Genomic DNA, 26,626 nt, shown 5'->3' with positions numbered 1-26,626 from the left:
CAAAAAGCTATTCAGAATCAGTTATTCAAAATTAACGATTAAAAACTAGGTGCAGTATGCAAATTCCATCGCATTTACAAAATAGTAGGACAGGGCAAGACATGCCAAACTCGGCAGGGCATCTGCTCTCAACTTTAAGAACGTTTAAAATGGCAGAATCAAAAACAGTGCTTGAAGTGATGGATATTCAAAAATCTTTTGGTTCAAGCCGTGTCTTGGAGCACATTAACCTTGACTTGAAAGCAGGTGAATTTGTTAGTTTTTTAGGTCCATCAGGTTGTGGTAAAACAACATTGCTACGCATCATTGCTGGGCTTGAACAGCCTGATTATGGCAAAGTGATTAAACAACAAATTGATATTACCCATTTTAATACTGCAAAACGTAAATGTGGCATTGTTTTCCAAAACTATGCACTCTTTCCAAACTTAACTGTGGCGGAAAATATTGCATTTGGTTTGCATAAAAAACACTGGTCAGCGCAAGAGATTCAATTTCGTATCAATGAATTATTAAACTTAATTGAATTGCCCAATATCTCAGAAAAATATCCCAATCAATTGTCAGGTGGTCAGCAACAGCGTGTGGCTTTAGCCCGTGCAATTGCGCCCAATCCTGATGTTTTATTGTTGGATGAACCTTTGTCCGCTTTGGATGCTTTGGTACGTTTAAACCTCCGCCAAAAAATTCGTACCATTCAATGTCAATTAAATTTGCCTGCGATCATGGTTACGCATGATCAGGAAGAGGCGTTAAGTATTTCTGACCGTGTGGCGGTGATGAATAAAGGTGTGATTGAACAACTCGATACGCCACATAATATTTATTACAAACCGCAAACTCGTTTTGTAGCACAGTTTATTGGTTCGATGAATTTTATACAGACAGTAGCGGTCGATACGCATCATTTAAAAATGAATGAGCAATCTTTTATTGAATTTCCACATTTAAGCTTTGCCCAAGATGAACATTATGAAATCGCTTTTCGACCTGAAAATGTCAAATTTGTTGCTGGAAATGAACCTTCTACTGAATATTTAAATTTAGCTGTACATATTGTCAATACTGAGTTTTTAGGTGCTAAACGTCGTCTATTTTGCGTGATGCAAAACCAAGATCAGGCAGATGACAATATGTTGCAAGTTGATGTGGATCATCAACATATGGCGGTGGTGCAAGCTGGAATGTATCTGCAAGTGCCGATTCGTGACTTACATGTGTTTAATTCACGAGGGCATGCGAGATGTTAAATCAGTCTGCTGCAGATGCTTTATTAAGTAGTCAAACAGCACATCGTTTTCGTTATTCATTGCGTTCAAGTGCGGTGTTGTTTGTCGCAGCAATTCTATTCACCATGAGTTTGATTGCACCCTTAATCGTATTGATGCAAAGCGCATTTTTAAATGAACAGCATCAATTTGTCGGGTTGGATAACTTTACAGCTTATTTTTCCAATCCGGCCTTAATCTCATCGATTTTTAATTCGATGTGGATTGCCATTACAGCCATGTTGATTACGGTGAGCTTGGCAAGTGTTTATGCTTTTGCATTGATCAATTGCAATATTCGAGGCAAAGCTTTCTTTAAAACCGTGGCATTTTTACCGATTCTTGCGCCTTCACTTCTGCCTTCATTGGCTTTGGTATATTTATTTGGTCAGCAAGGTGTTTTTAAGGGCATGCTGGGAGAGGTGGAAATTTATGGTCCACTAGGCATTTTGATCAGTTATTGCTTTTGGCTATTTCCTGCCATGGTCGTGTTGATGATGGGTGCATTTCGCCATATTGATCAACATTTGATTGAGGCTTCTCATGCTTTAGGAAAAAATACACTACAAACTCATTGGGCTGTGACTTTTCCTGCGATTCGCTATGGTTTAGTCAGTGCCTGTCTAGTGGCATTTACTTATGTCATTACCGATTTCGGGATTCCCAAAGTGATTGGAGGGTCATTCAATATGATGGCGTTGGATGTATATAAGCAGATCATTGGTCAACAAAATATGAACATGGGTGCCGTCATTTCGATTCTGTTACTCTGTCCTGCGGTGTTGGCATTCATTTTTGATCGATACCAAAGTCGCCATCAGGAACGCTATCAAAATTTCCAAATTCAGCCTTATCGTTTGCGTGCCAATCCTCGAATTGAAAAAGCATTAACTGTATTTTGTGGGGTGATTTCAGGCGGTATTTTACTGATTATTGTGACTGCGATTCTCGCATCATTCATTCGCTATTGGCCCTATGATTTGTCAATGACCTTAAATCATTATCGTTTTGACTATGTTGATGGTGGTGGTTGGTCAAGTTATTTTAACTCAATAAAATTGGCATTGTTTAGTACAGTTTTCGGTACGATGATAATTTTCATCATTGCCTTATTTAGTACCCGTTTTAAAGCACATCCTTTGCTAAAAAACTATGTAAAAGCCTTGGTGTTATTGCCTTTGGCTGTGCCGGGCTTGGTGTTGGGTATTGCTTATATCTTGTTCTTTAACGCACCGCAAAATCCTGTATCTTTCGTTTACGGTACGATGACGCTGTTGGTGATTTCAACCATTATTCATTATTACACCGTGCCACATTTGACCTTAACGCATGCGATTCAACAGATCCCGAATCAACTTGATCATGCTGCACAAAGTTTAGGATCTTCACATTGGACAATGTTCCGCAAAGTATATTTGCCTTTAACCTTTCCTGCGCTGTGTGATGTGTTGGTGTATTTATTTGTCAATGCTATGACAACTGTTTCAGCTGCGATTTTCCTTTATTCACCTGATACCAATTTGGCATCGGTGGCGGTGCTGAATATGGATGATGCAGGTGATACCGTGGCAGCTGTGGCGATGAGTATTTTGATTTTACTCACCTCATGTGCAGTCAAGTTGCTGCATTGGTTATTCACTCGGAAAATGATGGTATCGACACAACGTTGGCGTGAGCAAACACATTCATAACAAATTGATCTTTCAGTCAATCTTTTTAATTAACTAAATCATTTGAATTGAACGCTTTCTTTTAGGCGCTGGGGATTTTGCGTCCTAAAAAAGGTAGATAAGGTGGAAAAGACAATGAATACAGCACAATTTGACTTAATTATTGTCGGTGCAGGCATTTTAGGATTATCGGCTGCAATCCAAGCGGCAGAGCAAGGTTTAAAGGTGCAAGTCTTTGAAAAATATGCACAACCTATAGGTGCGACTCGCCGTAACTTTGGCATGGTTGGGACTTCGACTCTAAGCCGTCCTGATGCGAAATGGCGTGAATATGCTTTGGCGACCCGTGAATTTTATCAACGGATTCAGGCACAAACCGATATTTCGTTTCAACAGCGAAACGGCTTGTATCTCGCCAATACTGAACTTGAATGGCAAGTATTAAACGAGTTTGCTCAAGCTGCAGCTGATTATCAGATTCCTGTAAGTCTATTGTCTAAGCAGCAACTGTTTGATCAATATGCTTATTTAAACCCAGAAACTGCGCTACGTGGCGGTATGGTGTTTCATGAAGATTATTCAGTTGAGCCACATTTGGTGGGATTGCGTTTGTTGCAATATGCCGAAAAACTTGGTGTACACATTCATTGCAATGCTTCTGTGGTATTGACGAACTTTGATCAAGGCATGGCGCATATTCGCTTGGCATCAGGTCAAACATTTACCGCAAATAAAGTCATGATTTGTCATGGTGAAGAGACACAATCCTTGTATCCCGAGCTCTTACAACAAAAAGGTTTATTACGTTGTACTTTACAAATGGCATTAACCAAACCGCTAAAAGTCAATCTTAAAGCTTCGATTTATTCAGGATTGTCGATCTCTCGTTATCCCGCTTTTGAGATTTGCCCTAGTCATCAAGATTTACGCAATGAATCACAAATCGGTTTAGTTGAAAAATACGGTATTCACATCCTGATTAAACAAAATGAATTCGGACAAATTATTTTGGGCGATAGCCATGAATATTATCCGATTGAAGACATACCACAATTTAATCAACGTGAAGAAATTAACCAATTCATTTTGCAATATTGCAAAGAAAATATTGGCTTAGAACTACCTGAAATTGAATCTCGTTGGAATGGTTACTATCTGACTCATCCTACGGAATTGGCATGTGTGATAGAAGCTGAAACCAATATTTTCCTTGTTAGTGCGATTGCAGGCAAAGGCATGACCACAGGCGCAGGATTTATGAAAGAAATGTTAGAAAATTATATTTTGTAATCTGGTTTAAACCAGATTTGTTTATACTGTATGAAATTGAACAAGGTTAGGCGAAATGAACGCACAAATTGAACTTGCAAACACAATTGAAAACGATGTTGAAAATAAATACTTACTGTTGACACCGGGACCATTGTCTACCTCGAAAAGTGTGCGTCGTGTGATGCAACGTGATTGGTGTACTTGGGACAAAGAATATAACGCATTGGTTCAGGAGATCCGCAGTCGTTTGGTGGCGTTGGCAACTGCAAAACCTGAACAATATAGTGCTGTGTTGATGCAAGGCAGTGGGAGTTTCTCTGTAGAAGCAGTGTTAGGTTCGGCGATTCCAAAGGATGGTAAAATTTTAATTATCAATAACGGGGCATATGGTGCACGCATGGTGCAAATGGCTCGATGTTTAAAAATTGACGTGGTGGAATTACGCTACCCTGAAATGCAAATCCCTCAACTGGCTGATATCGAAAAAGCACTTGAAGATGACAATATCACTCATGTGTCATGTGTGCATTGCGAAACCACCACAGGTTTATTAAATCCAATTCAAGCGATTGGACGCATTGTCAAAGCCAAAAACAAAGTGTGGATTGTCGATGCGATGAGTTCTTTTGGTGGTGTACCAATGGACATTGCAGAGCTTGAAATTGATTTCTTGATTTCAAGTGCCAATAAATGCATCCAAGGTGTACCAGGTTTTGGTTTTATTTTGGCAAAACGTGAGCAATTACAAGCGTGCAAAGGTTTGGCTTGTTCAGTCAGTTTAGACCTATATGACCAATGGAACACCATGGAACAGCATAATGGTAAATGGCGTTTTACTTCACCCACTCATGTGGTGCGTGCTTTTTATCAAGCACTTTTAGAATTAGAACAAGAAGGTGGAGTAACCGCTCGTTATCAGCGTTATTTCCATAATCAACAACGTTTAGCTGCAGGTATGCAAGCGCTTGGTTTTGAAATGGTCTTAGATCAAGACGCACCACAATCTCCAATTATCACTACATTTTTATATCCAAATGAAGTCGATTTTAGCTTTCAAGCCTTGTATGAAAATCTGAAACAAGCAGGGTTTGTGATCTATCCCGGCAAAGTCACCGATTTAAATTGCTTCCGTATCGGCAATATCGGAGAGATTTATTTAGATGATATTGAACGACTTTTAACAGCGATTGAGCACTATCGAATTTGATTGGAATTCACAACTTCATTTTTGCGCCATTTATGGCTCAGGAAGGAGGTTTGGATGGGGGGAGATTATAAATCCTCTCCCTAGCTATCTCCTTTGAAAGGAGCGGGCGCTTCCATTTGAAATTAAATATTACGCAAAACTCAACTTACGCAAGATAGCTATTTTTAACTTTGAGAAATGAATAGGACAAACTTATGAACACTTCAACTTCAGCATTACAAGCCGTGGTTTTTGATTGGGCAGGTACAACAGTAGATTTTGGTTCACGTGCACCAATTTTAGCATTTATGGCCTTATTTTCAGATAATAAAGTTGAAATTTCAATTGAAGAAGCACGTGCGCCAATGGGTTTGGAAAAACGCGATCACATTGCGGCAGTTTTGAAAATGCCACGTGTTGCAGATGCGTGGAAACAGGCACATGGTGCTGAAGTGACTGTGGCGGATATTGACCGTTTATATCAGGACTTTATTCCATACCAATTGAAAAGCATCCCAAGCTGCTCAAAATTGATTCCGGGGGCATTAGAGGCATTTGCTGATATTCGTGCCCGTGGTGCAAAAATAGGCAGTAATACTGGTTATGCTTCGATGATGATTGGTCAATTGATGCAAGATGCAGCTGATCAAGGCTATGTGCCTGACTGTACTATCACAGCCAGTGATGTGAAACATGGTCGTCCATATCCTGAAATGTTGTGGAAAAACTTAATCGAACTTGATGTGTTAGATGTTAAAAATGTGGTGAAAGTGGATGACACAGTGGTCGGCATCGAAGAAGGTTTAAACGCTGGTTGTTGGACTGTGGGTTTGGCCGTTAGTGGGAATGAAGTGGGGCTAAGCTTCGAAGAATGGTCTGCACTTTCAGCGTCTGAACAACTAAGTTTAAAAGAAAAAGCATACGCAAAAATGAATGCTTCAGGTACACATTATGTGATTGATAGTATTGCTGACTTACCTGCGGTATTGGATGCGATTGAACAGCGTTTAGCAAATGGTGAAAAGCCTTAACAGATGATGAATACCAGTCTTTATGACTGGTATTTTTTTAGTGCTGAAGTATCAATTCTTTTTTTAATTTCCTCATGCTGCATGAAAATGATGAATCCATGAGAAATTGTTTAATTAACTTGAGTGTTTGCTTGGTTGTTTGTGGTAGACCAAGCTATGAGTTAAATCGATTTTATAAGGAAGTGAGTACGGTTTTCCAAAATTATGCTTATAAAACTTATGTTGCCTAATAGCTTCCATCCAATGTTTTGCAATTTAAGTTACCCCCCTTTCATGAGGGACGAAGGGAGGTTTTATATAGTTACATCAATCAACTTCGCATCCAGTTATCGACTGCAATTCGTCAAAGCTTAAACTGTCTACGTTTTCAATGACTTTCACACCTTTCTCAGCCACATCAATCATACAAAAATCAGTATAAAGACGATCAACACATTTCAAAGCTGTTACAGGAGAAGATAATTTAGTCTTAATGTTATTTATCTAAAATTGATTCGAAAGCTTTTAAGCGTTTGTGAATGGAAAGTAACTCTATAATTGTTTTCCAAGAGTTAATCAAATATTGAAAAGATTGACGTACTTGATCAAAAACGTTGGTAATTTGGGTAATGAGTCCTAATGTCATTTTTCCAGCTGCAATGGATGGAAATAAAACGAATAAGTTAAACAAAATATCTAATTGAATATACCAGATGCTTGCAAGGTTAAAATAGGTGTAATGAAAGTACAATCGGAAATAGTTTTGCCGAACACTTCCAAATAGTGCTTTTAATGTTTTAGGTTGTGCCCGTTGCTCATGATCCTCTCCATAAACCAATTCTTTGCGATAAGCAGCTTCAACCCTTTGATTATTAAATTGTAGACCGGGTAATTTAATCCCGACCAGCATAAGTAAAACTGTACCGAATATTGCCCATATGATTGCTGCCCAGACTAAAGAATGATCAATATTTCCAACCAGTGGTAATTCTGTTACTTGTTTAGAAAGTTCAAATAAAATAGGCAGGAAAGCAATTAGGACCATGATCGCCTTAATAAAATTTACACCAAGGTCTTCTAAAATTGTTGCAAAACGCATGGTATCTTCTTGAACACGTTGGGAAGCACCTTCTACATGACGTAGTTCTTGCCAGTGCTTGGTATAATATTCATTCATAGCTGTGCGCCAACGAAATACATAATGGCTGGTAAAAAAAGAATTGATTACAGCTAAAGTAACTGCAACTAGAGCAATCAATAAGAAAGTAATTGTTCCCATATAGAGTTCTTTAATATCACCTCCACCATTTTCTAACATGTTTTGAATAAGGTTATAGAATGGTTGATACCAAGCATTGATTACGACGCTTACTTGAACGCCAAACCAGATATTAAATAGAATAAATGATGACCCCCATACGGACCATCTTTGCCAACGGTTATCTGATTTTAAATGCCAAAAACCTGCAAAAATAGATGTTGAGATGAAGAACCATAAATAAAACCATATGAAAGAGAGTGACCAGAAGCGACTAACGCCTATGGGAAGTTCTAAATTTGCATAACCTTTGGGTAAACCTAAAAACTCACCCCAATGGCTTCCACCAAAGTTCCACAAAAATAAATTAATAATCAACCAAGTAATTAAAGATAAAAAAAACCACTTTGGATTGGGAAAAAACGACCTAAACATGTAAAAAATGCCCTGTGACTTAAAGGAACGCAGTTAATGAGATTATTTAAATGTTATGTTATAATATAACAATAAGTAGCATTCAAGTGCATTTCTAATGTTGAGTTTTCATTTCATCTGAAATTTAAAAAATAAAAGCTGAATGTGAACTTATCGTTCTGTACTAAATGACTTTTTGGGATAGTTACAATCGAAATTGTCCAACAAAATTAGCAGTTATCATTTAACCAATGTACTTTAAATCATAAGAGAAATCTGAGTTTTGCCTTGTATCGTTTGAGGTGTATTTTCAGTAAAATTTTGATTTTATAGAGAAATTTTTAAAAATAATGAATTTTAAAACGGACAAGTTAAATCAATATTTAAGTAATGGAATTGTTTTTTGTAAAAGTATTTAAGCAGGTTGCAAGGGAATGCAGTGGTAATTTTTGAAAAATGTAAGGTTTTTATAGTTAAGTAATTAAATGCCATACTAATAAACAATGATGACTATTCACATCTATCTGTTTAGGTGGTATTTAGCCAACTGGACGATTTTCTTGGCTTTACACAACATCTCTAAAGTGATATCTCAGTTTTTTCAGTAAAATGAACTGATGAGTTACTTTTCGTTCTGTTCATATCCTAAGCAACGAAGTCATCAACGCCCCGTAATATAATTCAGGAATATTTTAAATATTATCAATGAGCTTATTTTAATTTAAGACCACTACAAAACCTCTTTCTTCTGGGGGAAGAGGCTAGCGATCTAATTAGACAAGTAAGCAGCTTACAATATTTACACAGTCAAGCGAATAAACGTGATAGATCATGAAAATCTTTCAGCTACTGAGTAAGCTCAAAACTGGAAAAATAATTTAATGTGATTTTAGAAAGGCCGAAAAGAAGAAATTCAGCAACAGTCAAAACTAAAAGATATAAGGACACTGCGTGATTTAGTCAAACAAATGCAGTCATTTCATTTATGCAATCAACCAGAATAATTGTGCCTACACAACTTTGAATATATCCATAACCAAGGAGGGTAAATAGGATTGAGTAAATAAGGCTTTTAGATGATAGCTTTATTTATGAGGAGCACTATGCAAAAAACAAAAAATGCATGGTTATAGAGGATTTATAACGTGAATGATGCTTATTTCTTAATAAAAGAAATCAAGATAGCAGGGAAATATATGAAACAGACTTTACTCACCGCTAGTATTGTGGCTTTGGCCACATTGGCTATGCCAGTTTTTGCTTCTGGTTTAAACAGCGTCAGCAGCGACTATGTGGCTTCTGATTATGCAAAAACCAAATATCCTGTTGTATTTAACCATGGGATGTTTGGTTTTACTCGACTCGGTCCGACAGCTTTTGGGATGGATTATTTTTATCAGGTGCTTCCTGATTTGGCACGTAATGGTGCGACGGTTTATGCAACCCAGGTTTCTCCACTAGAATCCACCGAAGTTCGTGGCGAGCAGTTGCTACAACAAGTAGATGAAGTTTTGGCACTCTCGGGAAAGTCAAAAGTTAATCTGATTGGTCATAGTCATGGTGGACCGACCATTCGTTATATTGAAGCGATTGCACCTGAAAAAGTTGCTTCACTCACTGCTGTTGCTGGAACGTTTAAAGGGTCCAAAGTGGGAGATGACATGTTGGATAATCCTGCTGAGAAATTTTTATTTACCGTCTTAGGACAGTATATCGTTGCTCCAGTGGAATTACTCCTACAAGGTAATCCTGATTTGCCGATTAGTCTAGATCGCTCATTAAAATCATTAAGTGAAAAGGGTTCTGCAGAATTCAATGCAAGATTCCCAACTGCAGCAATCCCATCTGATTGTGGTAACGGTCAGAAGATTACCAGTAATGGGGTATATCATTACTCGTGGACAGGTAAAGCTCAAGCAACCAATCTACTTGATGTCATTGACGTTGCCATTTCCACCATGGCACCAAGATCTTATAAAAATAATGACAATGATGGCTTGGTTAACCGTTGCAATGCACATTTTGGACAAGTGATTAGAGACGACTATAATCAAACGCACCTAGACGAAATCAATCAGATTTTGGGCTTAAAAGCATGGTTTGGACCAGATCCTGTGTCACTTTATCGTCAACAGGTCAATCGTCTTAAACTTGAAGGGCTATAAGCAAATATTTAAAGAAATAGACCTAATATTTTCAAAATTAATATCAAGCGCATCATAAGGGAAGGGAGTCTGAATATTCAGGCTTCTTTTGTTTTGTTGAGAGTATAGTGATGGGCTTTCAGTTTAATTTTTACTAAAGATTTAGATTCTTTCATTTATGAATAGAAAGCTGATAAAGATTTATTAGAGATCCTTGCAAAAGGGGCGAAGATGACATCCATGTCGATCACTACACTTGCCTTTAAGATCAGCTTTATGCTGATATCCTTATACAGATCACAATGAGATTATACTGGTATCGACTTTATAAAAAATCTACTTTTCCAGTTTTTACATCATAAATACCACCTGCAATGCCAATTTCACCTTCTTCGACCATCTTTTTCAGTACTGGGCTATTTCTTAAGATATAGGCAATATTATTTTGTACATTTGCAATAGTCACCGCTTGAATGAAATTACTGGTGAGTTGGTAATCAGTCATTTCTTTATGTACGTTTTCAGCTGCCTGCATAATCGGTTTCAGGAAATATTGTACATGTGGGGTTTCGCTCAGTTGAGTGATATCCTTTTTTTGTTCATACATCTGACAAGCAGCAGTCACAGCACCACAGTCTGTATGTCCCAATACTAAAATTAATTTTGAGCCCTTACTCTTACAGGCAAACTCTAAAGAACCTAATACTTTTTCACCCGCAATATTTCCAGCGATTCGTAAACTAAATAGGTCACCAATTCCGACATCAAAAATCCGTTCAGTTGGCGCACGTGAATCCATACAACCTAAAACAGTTGCAAATGGATGCTGTCCAGATTGTGCAGTGACCTGAATTTGACGAGCAATATTATGATAAATACGTTCATGGTTAACGAATCTTTGATTACCTTCTTTGAGTAGCTCAAATACTTGCGAAGGCGTAAGTTGTCGTTGAATTTCCTGAGTACTGACATCAATATCCAGTTCTTCTTCTTTAATTTCAGGATAATGTATTTTAAATCCAATAAGTTTTACATCAATCCCATTTTCTGTAGCAGTTTCATCTCTAAAGTCTTTAATCACTTGATATACATCAGGATCGATGTAGTAGGTATTTGATGCATCGATCACTACGGTATCACCACTGACTATTTTCTCTAGAGCAGAAACCAAAGCCGAACGATTTAAAAAACTAATATTGGGTGCTAGTTCAATACGGGTAATATTTCCATGCAAATGTGCTTCATGAATGATACGAACTCCACGGAATAAATTATTTTTTAATACAATAATAAAGCTAATCAACAACCCCAACAAAATACCGATCAGCAGATCAGTCGCAATAATTGCAATAACCGTTACAATGAAAGGTAGAAATTGTTTCCATCCTTGACCATAGATCCGTTTAAAAAGTGAAGGACTTGCTAATTTCACGCCAGTTAAAATTAAAATGGCGGCAAGGGAAGATAATGGAACAACATTGATTAATGGTGTTAGAAATAAAACTGCAATAATCAATAAAATACCGTGAAAAATTGCAGAGAATTTAGTCTTTGCGCCACTTGCTGCATTGACTGAACTTCGAACAATCACTGAAGTAATCGGCATACCTCCAATTAAACCAGACATGGTATTTCCGATACCCTGAGCAACCAACTCTTTGTTCGGCGGAGAGGCCCGCTTTTGCGGATCCATTTTGTCCGCTGCTTCAAGATTTAATAGCGTTTCAAGCGAGGCGACGATTGCGAGTGTAATGGCGCCTGTATAAATAATAGGATTATTCCATTGAGTGAAGTCAGGGAAACTGATAATTGATTCAACACCTGAAAAGATATTGGGAAGATTGACTAAATGTTCAGTGCTGACTGCGAGGCTGGAATTTGTATTGATAAAAAAATAATTTAATAACCCAGCAAAAATAACCGCAATAAGCGCAGAGGGGATCACCATTTTTTTTAAAGGTGTTTTATCCCACAATAAAATAATGAATACACTAGAAATACCAATGATTGCCGCACCATAATCAAGGTGTTGTAGTAGGCCTATCCCTTCGTTCCAACGTTGTTGAAGAATTTCAGTTTTGATCCCAAAGAGCAGAGGAAGCTGATTGATGATCAATATTAACCCGATGGCAACAAGAAGCCCCATAATCACATTGGTTGGGATAAAATTTGAATATGTTCCTAAGCGAAATAATCCAAAAAATAATTGGAGGAGACCTGCTAAAACCAAACAAAATAAGAAAGCTTGATAATTGCCTTCAAGCTTATCCAATTGCGTTAAAACAATAGCAGTAAGTCCAGCAGCAGGACCTGAGACACTGATATGAGAACCACTCAAATAACCTATAACGATTCCACCAATAACACCTGCAATAATGCCAGAAATTAATGGTGCACCTGAGGCACTGGCTATACCTAAACAGAGCGGTAGAGCGACTAAAAAAACAACTAAACCTGAGAGCAAATCATTTGTATAAAACTTTCTTTTGGGCACTAATTCCTGTTGCATAAATATTCTCGGCAAATTTATAAGTTTGATATGCATCTGGAGACAGTCTATTTCATGCTGTACACCAAACTTGCCTAAGTTAGATGAGAATGTGTCCTTAGACTTTGATAAAGACCAAATGACAACAGATTATGAAAGAAACTCTATATCAGCTTTACAAATGATAAATTTTTCTGAATATTAAAGAAATTCTTAAACATTAATTCGAAAAATTAGCTAAATTATAAATATTTTAATACGTTAATTTTAATTTGATTTTTAAAGTTATAGGCTAAAAAGTGCTGATTCAGTCTATATAAATTATTGCTTGAGTAATAGAGAATGGTGATGTATTTGTTTTAAATAGGTAAGTTTTACTTGGGGACATGATATGTTTTTCCAAAAAATTATTCAGATGTAAAACTTATATTTTTTTTATATTGGGTTTTGTAGGGTTTATGAAATATTTTAGAAAATATGTTTTTTCACGTGAATTTGGTTGTTTATTTGAGTGGGTGAAAATGAGTATTGCGTTGTTTTAACTACACAATGCTTGTGGATATTTATTTTATCTACTCATCTGTTGGCGCCGTAACATGTGAAAAAACATGGTATATTCTGTTTTTGTCTAAGATAGTTTTTCAATTAAAGCTATCTTTTTAATACAACTCACTTAGCAGGATGCTGGAGCATATACAATTTCATTAAAAAATACTTTTTACCTTTATGACTATTTTTAATATTATTCACAATATTGATTTTGAACACTTTTGAGCTATAAATGTCAAAAAATATAAATTGATCGATTACTAGACGGATAATTATTTAAAGGACTAAATTGAAAACGACAGTCGTTTTTTAAAGCTAATCAAGCATGTTAACAAGTCAGATATTTATAATTTATAAGTATTTTTAATAGCTTAGTGTTTATTGATGTGATTCTGAAATTGTATATAAAAACAATGTGGATACTTGATCAATAAATATTTGTAATGGAGTGATTTATGGTCGTTTTATCCTATTTAAAAAACCAAAATAAATATTTCAATGCCATAAAAAACCAGCAAATAACGATTGCGGCTAAAGCAAATATTGCTATTTGTATCGCTTTTTGCCTATTTTGGACCATATATTTCAGCTTTGCAAAGATGTGGTTCATTGTTTGTATTGATATTTTTTTTACAACAATGTCTATCTTCAGTTTATTTTTGATTTATATACATCGGATTTCAGCGGGTATATTGCTTTCACAAGTCGTCCTCTTTATTTTTCCTGTAGTTTTTTGCTTAATATTTGATGTGGCCACACTAGACCATCCTAGAGTTTCACATTTATTTCTTCCAGCAGGAGCAATATTGGGATATTTGAATTATCGAAGAGATCCCAATGCTTTACAGTTGATTTTAATTATCTTATCGATAGCTGCTTTTATCTTTTTTGGTGGAAGTGCTTTTACTTTGGATGCGGCAATACCTTTATCTGAAAGTATTCGGGCTTATGGTGGTTGGATTGCAATATCTGTTGCCACGCTTATGATGTGTATATCAATTTTTGTCATGCAATTGGAATTGCAGATAGAAAGTAAGCTGGTACATGATCTACGCTTGGCACTTTCAAAACAACAGTTTGAGCTCTTTTATCAACCTCAAGTAAATTCTTCTGAAAAAATTATAGGTGCTGAAATTTTGCTACGTTGGCATCACCCGACGCTTGGATATATCCCAGCAAACGATTTTATTCCTGTCGCAGAAACTTTGGAGTTAATGCCTAAAATTGGAGATTGGATACTGATTCAGGCAACTAAAGTATTACAACAATGGAGTAAAAATGAATCTACAAAAGATCTTACACTTTCAGTCAATATAAGTGCTGATCATTTTATGCAAGAGAATTTTGAGCAAATCGTGACCTCTATGGTGGAGAGAAATGCAGTGCTTCCATCCCAACTCATATTAGAAATAACTGAAAGGGTTGCGTTAAATAATATTGAAAGTGTTATAGAAAAAATGAGTTTGCTGAATAAAAATGGCATTCAGCTTGCTTTAGATGATTTTGGCATAGGTTATTCATCATTAAGCTATTTGCAGAAAATGCCCATTAGCCAGATCAAAATTGATCAGAGTTTTGTACAAGCGGCTTTAGATGATGAACGTTGTAATAAATTGGTCTATGGAATTGTTAAAATTGGCCTTGATTTAAACTTGCGTGTTTTAGCTGAGGGGATTGAGACCTATGAGCAATTTAATCGCTTTCAAGAAAATGGCTGTACTGAATTTCAAGGCTACCTATGGGGATGTCCTATGCCTTTAACGGATTTTATGCATAAAATAGCTGAGGAAAAGCATTAATGTTTCCGAGAAAAATCATAAGAATAAGAAATAGGCTGTTTTAGATCTATCTTTGATTCAATGGTTGTATTGTGAAAGCCTTTAAGAATTAAATGGGTTTAAATTAAATATTTTCTAAGTTAGCTAAGTTTTGTGATAAGTCTTTAGAGGTGGATCATTCTAGTTTTATTGAAAGTTAAAACTGAATTTTAAATTGTTCAGAAGTCTCAACCTGTTTAAAAATTAAAACAATAAGTGAAATGATTTATTTACTCTAAAGACTGATTCAATTCTAGAATTTCCAAGAAATAGGCTTACAGCTAAAATTTCCCATACCAATTGGGTGGTCACAGATATACAAGTATAAGTTTTAAAAAAACAACATAGGTGATCTGTTTTTAAAATCATAAAATAATTTAAAAACAGTGCCTTACTCAACTAGCTTACAATTTTAAAAACAAGCGTGTCGTAAAATGCTAAGTCAGTGTCGTGTTATGTAAAGTGAGCTGCATCTGCTGTGTTGTAGTTTTAATCATGATTTTTAAATATTGATAAAAATACGGCATGGATAGGGAAATGGCATGAATAAAGCAATACGGTTTTATGAAACAGGAACACCAGATGTTTTGCAATATGAAGACATTGATGTTGGTGAACCAGCAGCAGGACAAGTGCGTCTGCGTCATGTGGCAGTTGGATTAAATTATGCTGACACTTATTTTCGCGATGGTACATATAAAATTCCACTGCCAAATGGTATGGGCGTAGAAGCGTCTGGTGTAGTCGAAGCTGTGGGTGAGGGGGTAGATCATATTCAAGTGGGTGATCGAGTCACTTATACCGGCTTTTTAAATACTTTAGGTGCTTATAGCACTGCACGTTTAATCTCGGCTGATGTATTAATCAAACTACCTGAAGAAATCTCTTGTGAAACAGCCGCAGCAATGACCATGCGTGGTTTAACCTCGGCTTATTTAATGCGTCGTATTTATGACTTTAAAAAAGGGGACAGCATTTTATTACATGCCGCCGCTGGTGGTGTGGGCTTGATTGTTTCTCAATGGGCAAAGTTACTCGGATTGATAGTGATTGGTACAACCTCTTCAGAAGAAAAAGCACAAATCGCCCGTACATATGGCTGTGACCATGTCATTAATTATAGTTATGAAAATGTTGCAGAACGAGTACGAGAATTAACCGATGGGGTGGGGGTAAATGTGGTCTTTGATAGTGTCGGTAAAGACACGTTTATGGTATCGCTTGATTCGTTAAAACGCCGTGGCTTATTGGTTTGTGTAGGGACTGCTTCAGGTGCAATTCCAGAATTTAATCCGGTCTTATTGGCAATGAAAGGCTCTTTATATATGACCCGCCCAGCACTAGCAGATTTCATTGTCGATCCTTTAGAAAAACAAGAACTTGCCAATGAGTTATTTGATCATGTCCGACATGGACGCATCAAAATTGAAATCAATCAACGCTATGAACTCAAGGATGCAGTTCAAGCTCACCGTGATCTAGAAGCACGTAAAACCACGGGATCATCAATTTTTGTAATTTGAAGGGATGTCTTATGCAAGTTGAACAATTAAGTTGCAATATCGGTGCAGAATTGTTAGGTGTAAATCTGGCTGATGCCATTGGCGATGATGGGTTATTTACTGAAATTCATCAGAATTTGTTAAAGCATCGGGTTTTATTTTTAAGAGACCAAGACCTAAGCCGAGCAGAACATGTGGCATTTGCTGAGCGTTTTGGACAACTAGAAAGTCATCCTGCTGTCGGAAGCCATCCAGAGCATCCTGGACTGGTACAAATTTATAAAAGCCCAGAGAGTCCAATTGATCGTTATGAAAATGCTTGGCATAGCGATGCAAGCTGGCGCAAAGTTCCGCCAATGGGGTGTGTGCTACGTTGTATTGAATGTCCGACAGTGGGTGGCGATACCATGTGGACCAATATGGTGATGGCGTATGAAAATTTACCTATAGAAATCAAAACAAAAATTGCAAATTTACGTGCCTATCACAGTATTGAAGCCAGTTTTGGCGCAATGATGCCGATTGAAAAACGTTTGGCATTAAAAGTACAGTTTCCTGATGCAGAACATCCTGTGGTACGTACTCATCCAGAAACGGGTGAGAAGATTCTTTATGTCAACGCGTTTACCACTCATTTTAGTAACTACCATACCAAAGAACACGTTCGTTTTGGACAAGATGCCAATCCTGGTGCAACCGATTTACTGCGTTATTTAATTACCCAAGCCTATATTCCAGAGTACCAAGTTCGTTGGAGTTGGAAACCGAATAGTATCGCAATTTGGGACAATCGCAGTACCCAACATTATGCCGTAATGGACTATCCACCATGTCATCGAAAAATGGAACGGGCAGGCATTATTGGCGATGCAACTTACTAAGCGTAGCAGTAGCAGTTAAAGATTTTATCCAAACCCTAATTCTAAAATACATATGGAGATGTTTATGCAATTCTTTGATGACTCATTACACCCTGAAAACATGGACAAAGTGGTGATTACGGTAGCGCCTTATGGGCCTGAATGGATGCCTGAGGATTTTCCTGAAGATATCCCCGTGACAATGCAAGAACAAATTCAAAAAGCGGTAGAGTGTTATGAAGCAGGTGCCTCAGTCCTCCATTTGCATGTTCGAGAACTAGATGGGAAAGGTTCGAAACGTCTGTCTAAGTTCAATGAACTCATTGCCGGTGTGCGTGAAGCGGTGCCTGATATGATTATTCAAGTGGGTGGATCAATTTCTTTTGCTCCAGAAAGTGAAGGTGAGGCTGCAATTTGGTTAAGCGATGATACGCGTCATATGCTGGCTGAATTAATGCCAAAACCAGACCAAGTAACCGTGGCAATCAACACCACTCAAATGAATATTATGGAGTTGCTCTATCCTGAATATTTAGAAGGCACTTCTTTGTCTCATCCAGCAATTCAGGCTGCTTATGCTGAAATGACTGTACCAGCAGGCCCAGCATGGGTAGCAGAGCATTTAAAGCGTTTAACTCAAAATGGCATTCAACCGCATTTCCAGTTAACTGGGATGCATGGTTTAGAAACGCTGGAACGTATGGTGCGTAAAGGGCTGTATAAAGGTCCGTTGAATTTAACATGGATTGGAATTGGGGGCGGTTTTGATGGGCCAAATCCTTTTAACTTCTTTAACTTTATTCATCGCGTACCTGATGGCTGTACTTTAACTTCAGAGTCTTTACTTAAAAATGTTTTGCCGTTTAACACCATGTCAATGGCGATGGGCTTACATGCACGTGTCGGAAATGAAGACACCATTATCGATCATCAAGGGCAACGTTTTTCTTCAGTACAGCAAATTCAACAGACTGTGCGTATTGCCCATGAATTAGGTCGTGAAGTCGCATCAGGTAAAGAAGCACGTGAAATTTATCGTATTGGCGTGCAATACGACACGATTGAAGAAACCTTGTTGGAAAATGGTATGGCGCCCAATCGTAAAGCTGGTCAAAAGGGTGTTCCACAGCGTAAATAATGTTTTGAGTCTAAAGGATTTTTGATTCAAACAGTGAGAACCAGAGGATTACGTTACGGTGAAGTCGCGTAGTCATCAAAAAAATCAATGATAAATTATAAAACACAAGGAGAACGTATGGATGCGCATCAATATTCAAGTCCTACGGGCGGTGTAGATACTTCGGTTGGCATACCACGTAAATATGCATGGTTGGTTTTTGCACTCACATTTGGTTTGTTGATTTCTGACTATATGTCACGGCAAGTCTTAAATGCAGTATTTCCATTGGTCAAAAGTGAATGGGCTTTAACAGACAGCCAACTCGGATTATTAAGTGGGATTGTGGCGTTGATGGTGGGTTTATTAACCTTACCTTTATCGATCTTGGCAGATCGTTTTGGCAAAGTAAAAAGCTTAACTTTGATGGCCGTATTATGGAGTATGGCAACCTTAGGCTGTGCAATTGCTGAAAGTTATCAACATATGTTTATTGCCCGATTTATGGTGGGTGTTGGCGAAGCTGCCTATGGTAGTGTCGGGATAGCTGTTGTTGTAGCAGTTTTCCCCCGTGATATGCGTGCAACTTTAGCAAGTGCTTTTATGGCAGGTGGTGTATTTGGTTCATTCTTAGGCATGGCTTTAGGTGGTGTCATGGCTGAGCATTTTGGTTGGCGTTGGGCATTTGGTGGAATGGCTGTTTTTGGGCTGATTCTGGCATTTTTATACCCTATTGTGGTTAAAGAAAACAAGATAGGAAGCATTCAGCGAAAAATTAAGATCCAACAGAAACAGGATAAGTCGATAAGTCCTTTGAGATCGATTTATTCAAGTCGGTCTGTGATCGCCACTTATATTGGCAGTGGCTTGCAATTGTTTGTGGGTGGTACGGTCATCGTTTGGCTTCCCAGTTATCTCAATCGATATTACGGATTGGGGACAGATAAAGCTGGGTTGGTCGCAGCAATGGTTGTACTCAGTAGTGCAGTTGGTACGATTTTATGTGGGATGTTATGTGATCGTTTAGGACGAGATCGACCAGACCGAAAAGTCAGTTTGGCGATTGCATTTTGTTTGATCGGTTGTGTGTTGCTATTCATCGCTTTTGCCATGTCTGTCGGAAATGCTCAATTGATCATGATTTGTATTGGGATGTTTATCGCTTTGGGTACCAATGGACCATCCAGCGCAATGGTTGCCAACCTGACACATCATTCTGTACATAGCACAGCATTTGCAACTTTAACTCTAGCAAATAATTTTCTCGGCTTAGCTTTAGGACCTTTAGTGATTGGGAAGCTATCTGATCTAATCGGTTTACATCACGCTTTTCAATTGATGCCACTGATGAGCATTGTGGCTGCTGCCGTATTCTTCTATGCAAAACGCCATTATGCCAATGATATTAAAAACTTTAATGTACAAACAGCACGACAAGGTCAAACAGTACAAGCACAGTCATGCAATATGGGTAATCAATAATGACGCGTAAAATGAATATTGAAGTTTTTTTTGATTTTATCTGTCCATGGTGTGTGATTGGAAAACGTCATTTACAGACTGCGATTCAAAAATTAAAACAAAGTGATCCAGATGTTGTGGTCAATATCCAATGGCGTGGTGTACAGCTTTTACCCCATATTCCGCTGTTGGGGGTTCCTTTTGGTGCCTTTTATTTACAAAGATTAGGCAGTTCAACAGCGGTTCGAATGCGCCAAACTCAAGTTCGTCAAGCCGCGAAAGCGGTCAATGTCGATATTGATTTTGATCAGATTCGGCGTATGCCAAACACAGCTATGGCGCATCATTTTTTTGCAAACATTTCAAAAGTATATCATTCAGATCAAAGTGAGCGATTTTTAGATGCGCTATTCACAGCCTATTTTCATCATTCGGAAAATATAGGTGAGTTAGCAACATTGCAGAAAATAGCCATGTATTGTGGTTTTGCGGATGAGGTAGTTGAAAGTATTTTAGCCAAGCCATTTGTTCCTTTTATCTCAGCAGATACAGGGGGTAAAGGGGTGCCGTATTTTGTTTTTGATGGAAGTTTTGCAATGGCTGGGGCACAACCTGCAAGTGCACTTTATCAAGCAATGTTGGATACGCTTCAAGCACAAGCACAAGCACAAGGACAAATGGTATGACCTTGCGTTTTCAAGTTCCTCAAGAAAAAATCCCAACTTTAGGCAATCGATCCTTTTTGATGATTGGTGACCAATCCCTGATTTTATTTAATATTGCTGAACAATTTTATGCGATTGAAGACAGTTGCCCACATCAAGGTGCTTCTCTCCTCAATGGAAAATTGGAAGGCAAAGTGATTCAGTGTTGTGCACATGGTTTACGTTTTGACGTAGTAAATGGTTATTTACTCAATTCAACACAGCTGAAAGTACAAATATACCCAGTAGAGGTGATTGGAGAAAATGTCTTTATTGGTTTAGATTTGGGAGCCGCGTTTGATGAGTAAATTAGCTCCTATTGTTTGGCGACAACGTCTAAGTGAACTCATGCCAGGATTTATTGTCAGTACTGTTGTTGCCACAGCGGCCTGTTTTTTATCTGAGCATTATGGTGCGCCAGTGATGTTATTCGCTTTGTTGCTCGGGATGGGTGTGAACTTTCTTGCAACAGAAGGAAAGTGTAAAGCGGGTATCGAATTTACTGCGCGAGAAGTACTGCGTTTTGGGATCGCTTTACTCGGAATGCGAATTACCCTTGAGCAAATGACTGCGCTAGGTTGGCAACCCCTTGTTTTGGTGATTTCATTAGTTGTTATTACCATTCTAGCTTCAGTCATTACAGCCAAAGTGCTTGGATTTAATAAGTTTTTCGGTATGCTGACAGGAGGAGCGACGGCCATTTGTGGGGCTTCCGCAGCATTGGCCTTATCTGCTGCTTTACCAAGTCATCCTCAAAAAGAAAAAGCAACCTTATTCACGGTGATTGGGGTGTCCGCACTATCAACTTTGGCAATGATCGTTTATCCGATGATTGCGCGATGGTTAGAATTAACCCCTCAACATGCTGGAATTTTTTTAGGTGCAACTATCCATGATGTGGCCCAAGTGGTAGGGGCAGGCTATAGCATGTCTACAGAAACAGGTGATACTGCAACAGTGGTGAAATTGATGCGCGTTGCCATGCTTTTACCCGTCATCATTTGTGCAGCCATGATTACTCGTAGGCAAGGTTCGCCGTCTACTGGGAAAAGACCGCCATTGTTGCCATGGTTTGCAGTGGGATTTTTGATTCTCGCATGTATTAATAGTACTGGAGGGGTGCCAACACTCGTTCAAGGTGGAATAAATGAATTATCTCGTTGGTGTTTGATTATTTCGATCAGTGCTTTAGGGATGAAAACACAATTAAAAGAGTTAGCAACAGTCGGTATAAAACCGATACTGCTGATGATTGGAGAAAGTATTTTTCTGGTATTGTTGGTATTAAGCCTGATGCATTGGTTGTTTTAATTGGTCATTCATTGAATAAAAGTTTTGCAAGGCGCAATAAAAAAATTTGCTAGGTGCAAAACTTTTGTTTTGATTCGTTTTTAAGTTATTGTTTTGAAATCAATACCAAACGTCAGTAGCTCATTGGTTTAATTTTTATCATATTCGCATCGATGATCTCGGTTTTATTGTGGGTACGCCAAGCATTCGGTGTTATGCCAAATTGACCAATAAACCATCGGGTAAAAGAGCTTGGCATAGAGTAACCAAGAATATCTGAAACTTGTGCCAATGAGTAATTGATATTTCTTAAATAGCGAAAGACCAAATTTTTGCGTACATCATTCATTAATTCACTAAAATTTGTTTGTGCGGCTTCTAGACGACGTTGCAACGTTCTAACATTGACCTCATGCGTTTGAGCAACTTGATCAATTGTAGCTCGTCCCATCGGTAAAAGCAGATAGATACTTTTACGGATATCAAAAATAAGTGATGACTCATTATCTTTTTGTAAGATGTCGAGATCTAAATAGCGCTGTGCATGGTCTGCCATTGCTGTATTTGCTTGTGGATTGATTTTATCAAGTTCAGATGATGAGCAGACAATACCATTAAACTCACTACCAAACTCAAATGAACTCCCAAAGATACGTTGATGCACAGATAAGTCATGTGGTGCATCATGCGTAAAATGAATGCTTAATGGTTGCCATTTTTGAGCTGACAATGTAGCACAGAATCGCTGAATAATCCCCAAAGCTAACTCAATTGCTTGGCGACTATATTTTGCTGAAGCGGAAATAACTTCCACGCGAATAATCACTGTTTTTCCAACTTCTTCAATATATATTTCAAGCGCGTTATTGATGATATTTCTGTATTTTACAATTGTTTTTAAGGCATCACCTAAGGTTTGCTGATAACTTAACAATAGGCTAAGTTTGCCAAAATCAGCAATTTGTCGTTGTTCTGCCATATGTAGACCAAATACTTCGCAGCCACTGATTTGAGCAGAATGTTCTAACAATGTAATGACTTTATCGACCGAAATACGTTGTTTTGAATCATTTAATTGAGCAGAATAAATTCCAGCATCAGATAATAAATGGTATGGATTGAGGTCTAACTGTCGACTAACATCTAGATAATTTTTGAGTACGGCTGTATGTGCAAGAGGAATCAATTTCCAATCTCCTTATTTTTTTATTAACCATCCTGGTCAATACATTATTGTTTACAAACTTTGCTAATAAGCACTATAAAAATTTCTAGCATTTTTGCAATCTCGACAATTTTATCAAAATATCTTAAAAAAAGTATCTCAATTGAGTACACATTCAGGTGATAGAAATAAATTATCAAATTTGCTTAGAAACATGAGTGTTTTAAAAGGACTGAACTTTCTTGAGTAATCAGTAGCTTTATAAGCTAAGTTGGCTGTGCAAAGTCATTCGAATAGTACATCAACTCTATAAATCTGATTCATTAAAATTTCCCTGTAGTTCACTTTTTATGGTTTCAGTGGAATCTTTCTGAAACACGACACCATTATTCAAGCAGGTCTTCTTTAAAGCAATCTCAAGTACGTTATAAACAACATTTAGAATTTATTAACAAATATTTAAATTTTAAAATATAAAAATAAAATCAATACCTTATATTTTTGATTGCTTATGTTTGAAGGATTTTTTGATAGGTAATTTGTCATCAAATGAAAAGAAGTTGTCATCAAATGTGCATCAGCAAAATCAACTAAATCATATTGTGAATAAGCAATTTATAAAATTCACATTCATTTATTCACTCATAATTTAAGGTAGATCAATGGAAAAAATACAAACAAAGGCAACTGTTTTAATTGTCCCAGGTTTACGTGACCATGTTGCTGAACATTGGCAAACCTTATTGGAAGAAAGGCTGGTCAAGGTACGATCTGTCCCTCCGCTGGAAACAGACAAAATCAACTGCATAAAAAGAGTTAAAGCGATCCAAGCACAACTAGAAGAAATTGATGGTCCTGTGATTTTAGTTGCACATAGTGCAGGGGTATTAATGATCGTTCATTGGGCAGCTAAATATCAATACAAGATTCAAGGGGCTTTGTTGGTGACACCACCTGATTTATCAGCCAAATGGCCTGAAAATTATCCAAATTCTGCAATGCTAAAAAAACTAGGATGGGATCCTTTACCCAACAAAATTTTGCCATTTCCAAGCATTGTGGTTGCAAGTACCAATGACCATTTAGCCAGTTACAGTGCAGTTACGACAATGGCAAAAACATGGGGCAGCCGATTGGTGAATTTAGGCGAAGTGGGGCATCTTAATCCAGCTGCTGGCTATGGCTATTGGGCACAAGCTGAACAATTTATTCAACAATTAGACCGAGTGGATGAGTCTATATGTATCGCTTAGTTTTAGATATTTATAGTGGAATGGTTTTAGAGATTGCTTGTTTAGTATACACGCCGTTTTAAGACAGCATTGCTCATAGGTTAGTAGTATTCGTAACAGATTAAACAATTAAAAAAAATGCATATTTCAAAACAGTCATCATGGCTACTTATGAAATTAAATCAAATTAAATCATGTCGATATGGAGATCGAATGATGAAAAATTATTTATATAATAAACACACTGTTATTTTTACTCAAAAATTTGGTGTCTTTTTAATATTGTGCTTAAGCCTTTCAAAAGTATCTGCGACAAGTGTTGAGATTAATGATGATTGGAAATTTGAAACCAATACGATGTTCAGCTTAGGTGCAAATTGGAGTATTCAAGATGCTTCAAATCAGTTGGTGTATAAGCCTGATGCAAATCATATCGGTAAGAATGGTTTAAGCATAGATGTGAATGGCGACGATGGACATTTGAATTTCAGTAAAAACGATAATATTTCTCAAATTGCAAAAGGGCTGACCGAGTTTCGTTTAAAAGGAAAACAACAAGGTGCAGTACTCAGTGCTAAATATTGGTATGACCATGCTTATGAAACTGGTCGTGGAGATTTAAAAGCCTTTGATGATTCTAGATGGCCTAGATTAGCCAAATTTAAGGGTATTGATCTTTGGGATACCTATATCTGGAAAAACTTTACTTTACAAAATGGTCAAAATGCCAATCTAAAATTAGGTAAACATAGCTTAAATTGGGGGAAATCGCTGTTTTTCCAAAATGGTTTAAATTCAGTCAGTGCCTTGGATTATGCTGCAATCAATCGGCCGGGAGGGGAAGTAAAAGAACGAATAATTCCTGTCGAAATGTTTTCATTCGAGGCTGGAATAACGCCAAACCTTAAATTAGGTGGTTTTTATCAGTTTAAGTTTAGACCTTCTATTGTGGACGGTTGCGGGACATTTTTTGCAATTTCTGACTTTGTTCCAGAAAATTGTGGGCCAATTATTTTGACCGTTACACCAGGAGATAAGTTGTCTGAAAGTGCTTTAGATGCAAAGACCTATATTCCACGTTCAGAAAGTCGGTATGCTCGAAATAGCGGACAATATGGATTCTCTTTAAAGCAAAGCTTATTGGGTTGGAACAATGCTGAACTTGGCTTATATTTCGCAAATTATCACAGTCGTAATGCTAATTTTGACGGTACAGCAGTGACAGCCTCCGGACCTGCACATTTTAATACAGCCAGATTTTTTTCAGTTTATCCAGAAAATATCCAAATGTATGGATTAAGTCTTGCGGGAAAATTGGGTACTACGTCTGTTTTTAGCGAATTAACACATAAAGCAAATCAACCTTTGCAATTAAATGGTACAGATATTGTCTATGCACAAGTTCTAGATAAAGATACTCCGCTCACTCCACCTGGGGTTGCAGCTGAATTTGGACAATATCTTGAAGGTTATGTACGAACACCAGTAACGCAATTTTCAGTAGGTGCAAGTGATCATCTGAATAATATATTGGGTGCAACTACACTGAATTGGGCGGTAGAAATTGCAGTCAATCATATTGCAAATATCGGTAATCATCGCTTTGGGCGAGTAGGGGCTTTTGGGCGGAGTGAGCTTTCATCTGGTGCCTATAATCCTGAAACTGAGGAATACAAATGTACGCTTTATGGCACAGCACACCTTGCAAATGATGTAGTTGATCGTATGAATGAGCGCTTTTGTAATAAAGATGGTTTCTTTACTGAATGGTCTTACGGCTATCGTTTACGTGGAGTGTTAAGCTATCAAGATATTTTACCAGCAGTTGTCATTACACCTAGTTTTATCTTTCGCCATGACATAACAGGATCTAGCCAAAATTTTCAAGAAGGTCAAATGAGTATCGCAGCTACTATTTCAGTAAGCTATCAGCAAAAATATACTGCTGAACTTGCATATACCAATTTTTTTGGTTCGAATGATTTTAGTACAATCGATGACCGAGATTTTGCTTCATTGATATTTAAAGCTAATTTTTGAAGTTGGGAATTTAAAAATTGGATGCTATGTTTATTGGATCGTTGGTGTCAAAAAAAGCTCATCTTTTAATCATAAATATTTAACTTATTTATAGATCAAACGGCTATATAGCTTTGGGAAAAACTGATTTTTCTATTGTTGAAGGTATTAAATTATTCAAACTTATTGATATGGCAGCT

At 37.4% G+C, this 26,626-nt stretch carries 19 protein-coding genes; 16 read left to right on the top strand and 3 right to left on the bottom strand.

From position 1 onward, the window contains the following. Positions 1 to 56: 56 nt before the first annotated feature. From AC4CUY_RS14195 to phnX, 5 genes are all read left to right on the top strand, one after another. Positions 57 to 1,250, top strand: coding sequence for an ABC transporter ATP-binding protein (locus AC4CUY_RS14195; protein WP_490774303.1), 1,194 nt, complete (start codon positions 57 to 59; stop codon positions 1,248 to 1,250). Then, complete coding sequence (locus AC4CUY_RS14190; protein WP_490774302.1) at positions 1,244 to 2,959, top strand: putative 2-aminoethylphosphonate ABC transporter permease subunit; 1,716 nt, start codon at positions 1,244 to 1,246, stop codon at positions 2,957 to 2,959. Before AC4CUY_RS14195 ends, AC4CUY_RS14190 begins: the two co-directional genes overlap by 7 nt. Before the next feature lie 114 nt (positions 2,960 to 3,073). Next, positions 3,074 to 4,228 carry a TIGR03364 family FAD-dependent oxidoreductase gene (locus AC4CUY_RS14185; RefSeq protein ID WP_483770805.1) on the top strand — a complete coding sequence of 385 codons (1,155 nt, stop codon included), beginning with the start codon at positions 3,074 to 3,076 and terminating at the stop codon, positions 4,226 to 4,228. Positions 4,229 to 4,283: 55 nt separating this feature from the next. Beyond that, the gene (gene phnW / locus AC4CUY_RS14180; protein ID WP_419328583.1) at positions 4,284 to 5,417 is read left to right on the top strand and encodes a 2-aminoethylphosphonate--pyruvate transaminase; all 1,134 of its coding nucleotides are present in this window, start codon (positions 4,284 to 4,286) and stop codon (positions 5,415 to 5,417) included. Positions 5,418 to 5,611: 194 nt separating this feature from the next. Beyond that, the gene (gene phnX, locus AC4CUY_RS14175) at positions 5,612 to 6,427 is read left to right on the top strand and encodes a phosphonoacetaldehyde hydrolase (protein WP_336951607.1); all 816 of its coding nucleotides are present in this window, start codon (positions 5,612 to 5,614) and stop codon (positions 6,425 to 6,427) included. Between the two features lie 475 nt (positions 6,428 to 6,902). On the opposite strand, the gene sbmA is transcribed toward phnX, so the two are convergent. After that, entirely contained in the window at positions 6,903 to 8,099 is a 1,197-nt protein-coding gene (sbmA, locus tag AC4CUY_RS14170; RefSeq protein ID WP_490774301.1) for a peptide antibiotic transporter SbmA, read from the bottom strand. 1,175 nt (positions 8,100 to 9,274) lie between these two features. Here sbmA and AC4CUY_RS14165 point away from each other — a divergent pair. Next, positions 9,275 to 10,243, top strand: a complete 969-nt coding sequence (locus AC4CUY_RS14165; protein ID WP_490774300.1) for an esterase/lipase family protein — start codon at positions 9,275 to 9,277, stop codon at positions 10,241 to 10,243. A 304-nt stretch (positions 10,244 to 10,547) separates the two neighbouring features. Here the strand turns inward: AC4CUY_RS14165 and AC4CUY_RS14160 are convergent, their stop codons facing one another. Then, positions 10,548 to 12,731 (bottom strand): solute carrier family 23 protein, encoded by a 2,184-nt coding sequence (locus AC4CUY_RS14160; RefSeq protein ID WP_336951602.1) that lies wholly within the window; start codon positions 12,729 to 12,731, stop codon positions 10,548 to 10,550. Positions 12,732 to 13,714: 983 nt separating this feature from the next. Between AC4CUY_RS14160 and AC4CUY_RS14155 the strand changes: the two genes are divergently transcribed. From AC4CUY_RS14155 to AC4CUY_RS14120, 8 genes are all read left to right on the top strand, one after another. Continuing rightward, entirely contained in the window at positions 13,715 to 15,058 is a 1,344-nt protein-coding gene (locus tag AC4CUY_RS14155) for a putative bifunctional diguanylate cyclase/phosphodiesterase (protein WP_490774299.1), read from the top strand. A 560-nt stretch (positions 15,059 to 15,618) separates the two neighbouring features. Next, entirely contained in the window at positions 15,619 to 16,599 is a 981-nt protein-coding gene (locus AC4CUY_RS14150) for a quinone oxidoreductase family protein (protein ID WP_490774298.1), read from the top strand. 11 nt (positions 16,600 to 16,610) lie between these two features. After that, positions 16,611 to 17,459, top strand: a complete 849-nt coding sequence (locus AC4CUY_RS14145) for a TauD/TfdA dioxygenase family protein (RefSeq protein ID WP_419328587.1) — start codon at positions 16,611 to 16,613, stop codon at positions 17,457 to 17,459. 64 nt (positions 17,460 to 17,523) lie between these two features. Next, a complete protein-coding gene (locus AC4CUY_RS14140) occupies positions 17,524 to 18,576 on the top strand; it encodes a beta-keto acid cleavage family enzyme (RefSeq protein ID WP_336951594.1) in 1,053 nt (350 codons plus the stop codon). 117 nt (positions 18,577 to 18,693) lie between these two features. Beyond that, a complete protein-coding gene (locus AC4CUY_RS14135) occupies positions 18,694 to 20,037 on the top strand; it encodes an MFS transporter (RefSeq protein ID WP_336951592.1) in 1,344 nt (447 codons plus the stop codon). Then, the gene (locus AC4CUY_RS14130) at positions 20,037 to 20,702 is read left to right on the top strand and encodes a DsbA family oxidoreductase (RefSeq protein WP_490774297.1); all 666 of its coding nucleotides are present in this window, start codon (positions 20,037 to 20,039) and stop codon (positions 20,700 to 20,702) included. Before AC4CUY_RS14135 ends, AC4CUY_RS14130 begins: the two co-directional genes overlap by 1 nt. Continuing rightward, the gene (locus AC4CUY_RS14125) at positions 20,699 to 21,028 is read left to right on the top strand and encodes a Rieske (2Fe-2S) protein (protein WP_490774296.1); all 330 of its coding nucleotides are present in this window, start codon (positions 20,699 to 20,701) and stop codon (positions 21,026 to 21,028) included. The genes AC4CUY_RS14130 and AC4CUY_RS14125 overlap by 4 nt, the downstream gene beginning before the upstream one ends. Continuing rightward, on the top strand, positions 21,021 to 22,031 hold the full coding sequence (locus tag AC4CUY_RS14120) for a YeiH family protein (RefSeq protein ID WP_490774295.1): 1,011 nt from the start codon (positions 21,021 to 21,023) through the stop codon (positions 22,029 to 22,031). The genes AC4CUY_RS14125 and AC4CUY_RS14120 overlap by 8 nt, the downstream gene beginning before the upstream one ends. Before the next feature lie 112 nt (positions 22,032 to 22,143). On the opposite strand, the gene AC4CUY_RS14115 is transcribed toward AC4CUY_RS14120, so the two are convergent. Beyond that, the gene (locus tag AC4CUY_RS14115) at positions 22,144 to 23,196 is read right to left on the bottom strand and encodes an AraC family transcriptional regulator (RefSeq protein ID WP_419328593.1); all 1,053 of its coding nucleotides are present in this window, start codon (positions 23,194 to 23,196) and stop codon (positions 22,144 to 22,146) included. Positions 23,197 to 23,837: 641 nt separating this feature from the next. On the opposite strand from AC4CUY_RS14115, the gene AC4CUY_RS14110 reads away from it, so the two are divergent. Both AC4CUY_RS14110 and AC4CUY_RS14105 read left to right on the top strand, forming a co-directional pair. Then, positions 23,838 to 24,428: an RBBP9/YdeN family alpha/beta hydrolase gene (locus tag AC4CUY_RS14110; RefSeq protein WP_490774294.1), complete on the top strand. Its 591-nt coding sequence runs from the start codon at positions 23,838 to 23,840 to the stop codon at positions 24,426 to 24,428. 192 nt (positions 24,429 to 24,620) lie between these two features. Next, positions 24,621 to 26,447 carry a DUF1302 domain-containing protein gene (locus AC4CUY_RS14105; RefSeq protein ID WP_490774293.1) on the top strand — a complete coding sequence of 609 codons (1,827 nt, stop codon included), beginning with the start codon at positions 24,621 to 24,623 and terminating at the stop codon, positions 26,445 to 26,447. Positions 26,448 to 26,626 lie beyond the last annotated feature (179 nt).

The organism is Acinetobacter sp. 778_lipA (assembly GCF_058242985.1).
Note: the sequence above shows the minus strand (reverse complement) of the source record. Positions and strands in the feature narration are given on the sequence as shown.

What these genes read in the sequence shown, in the direction of transcription:
- AC4CUY_RS14195 (WP_490774303.1), top strand. Translation starts at nt 57, where the DNA reads ATGCAAATTCCATCGCATTTACAAAATAGTAGGACAGGGCAAGACATG.
- AC4CUY_RS14190 (WP_490774302.1), top strand. Translation starts at nt 1,244, where the DNA reads ATGTTAAATCAGTCTGCTGCAGATGCTTTATTAAGTAGTCAAACAGCA.
- AC4CUY_RS14185 (WP_483770805.1), top strand. Translation starts at nt 3,074, where the DNA reads ATGAATACAGCACAATTTGACTTAATTATTGTCGGTGCAGGCATTTTA.
- phnW (WP_419328583.1), top strand. Translation starts at nt 4,284, where the DNA reads ATGAACGCACAAATTGAACTTGCAAACACAATTGAAAACGATGTTGAA.
- phnX (WP_336951607.1), top strand. Translation starts at nt 5,612, where the DNA reads ATGAACACTTCAACTTCAGCATTACAAGCCGTGGTTTTTGATTGGGCA.
- sbmA (WP_490774301.1), bottom strand. Translation starts at nt 8,099, where the DNA reads ATGTTTAGGTCGTTTTTTCCCAATCCAAAGTGGTTTTTTTTATCTTTA.
- AC4CUY_RS14165 (WP_490774300.1), top strand. Translation starts at nt 9,275, where the DNA reads ATGAAACAGACTTTACTCACCGCTAGTATTGTGGCTTTGGCCACATTG.
- AC4CUY_RS14160 (WP_336951602.1), bottom strand. Translation starts at nt 12,731, where the DNA reads ATGCAACAGGAATTAGTGCCCAAAAGAAAGTTTTATACAAATGATTTG.
- AC4CUY_RS14155 (WP_490774299.1), top strand. Translation starts at nt 13,715, where the DNA reads ATGGTCGTTTTATCCTATTTAAAAAACCAAAATAAATATTTCAATGCC.
- AC4CUY_RS14150 (WP_490774298.1), top strand. Translation starts at nt 15,619, where the DNA reads ATGAATAAAGCAATACGGTTTTATGAAACAGGAACACCAGATGTTTTG.
- AC4CUY_RS14145 (WP_419328587.1), top strand. Translation starts at nt 16,611, where the DNA reads ATGCAAGTTGAACAATTAAGTTGCAATATCGGTGCAGAATTGTTAGGT.
- AC4CUY_RS14140 (WP_336951594.1), top strand. Translation starts at nt 17,524, where the DNA reads ATGCAATTCTTTGATGACTCATTACACCCTGAAAACATGGACAAAGTG.
- AC4CUY_RS14135 (WP_336951592.1), top strand. Translation starts at nt 18,694, where the DNA reads ATGGATGCGCATCAATATTCAAGTCCTACGGGCGGTGTAGATACTTCG.
- AC4CUY_RS14130 (WP_490774297.1), top strand. Translation starts at nt 20,037, where the DNA reads ATGACGCGTAAAATGAATATTGAAGTTTTTTTTGATTTTATCTGTCCA.
- AC4CUY_RS14125 (WP_490774296.1), top strand. Translation starts at nt 20,699, where the DNA reads ATGACCTTGCGTTTTCAAGTTCCTCAAGAAAAAATCCCAACTTTAGGC.
- AC4CUY_RS14120 (WP_490774295.1), top strand. Translation starts at nt 21,021, where the DNA reads ATGAGTAAATTAGCTCCTATTGTTTGGCGACAACGTCTAAGTGAACTC.
- AC4CUY_RS14110 (WP_490774294.1), top strand. Translation starts at nt 23,838, where the DNA reads ATGGAAAAAATACAAACAAAGGCAACTGTTTTAATTGTCCCAGGTTTA.
- AC4CUY_RS14105 (WP_490774293.1), top strand. Translation starts at nt 24,621, where the DNA reads ATGATGAAAAATTATTTATATAATAAACACACTGTTATTTTTACTCAA.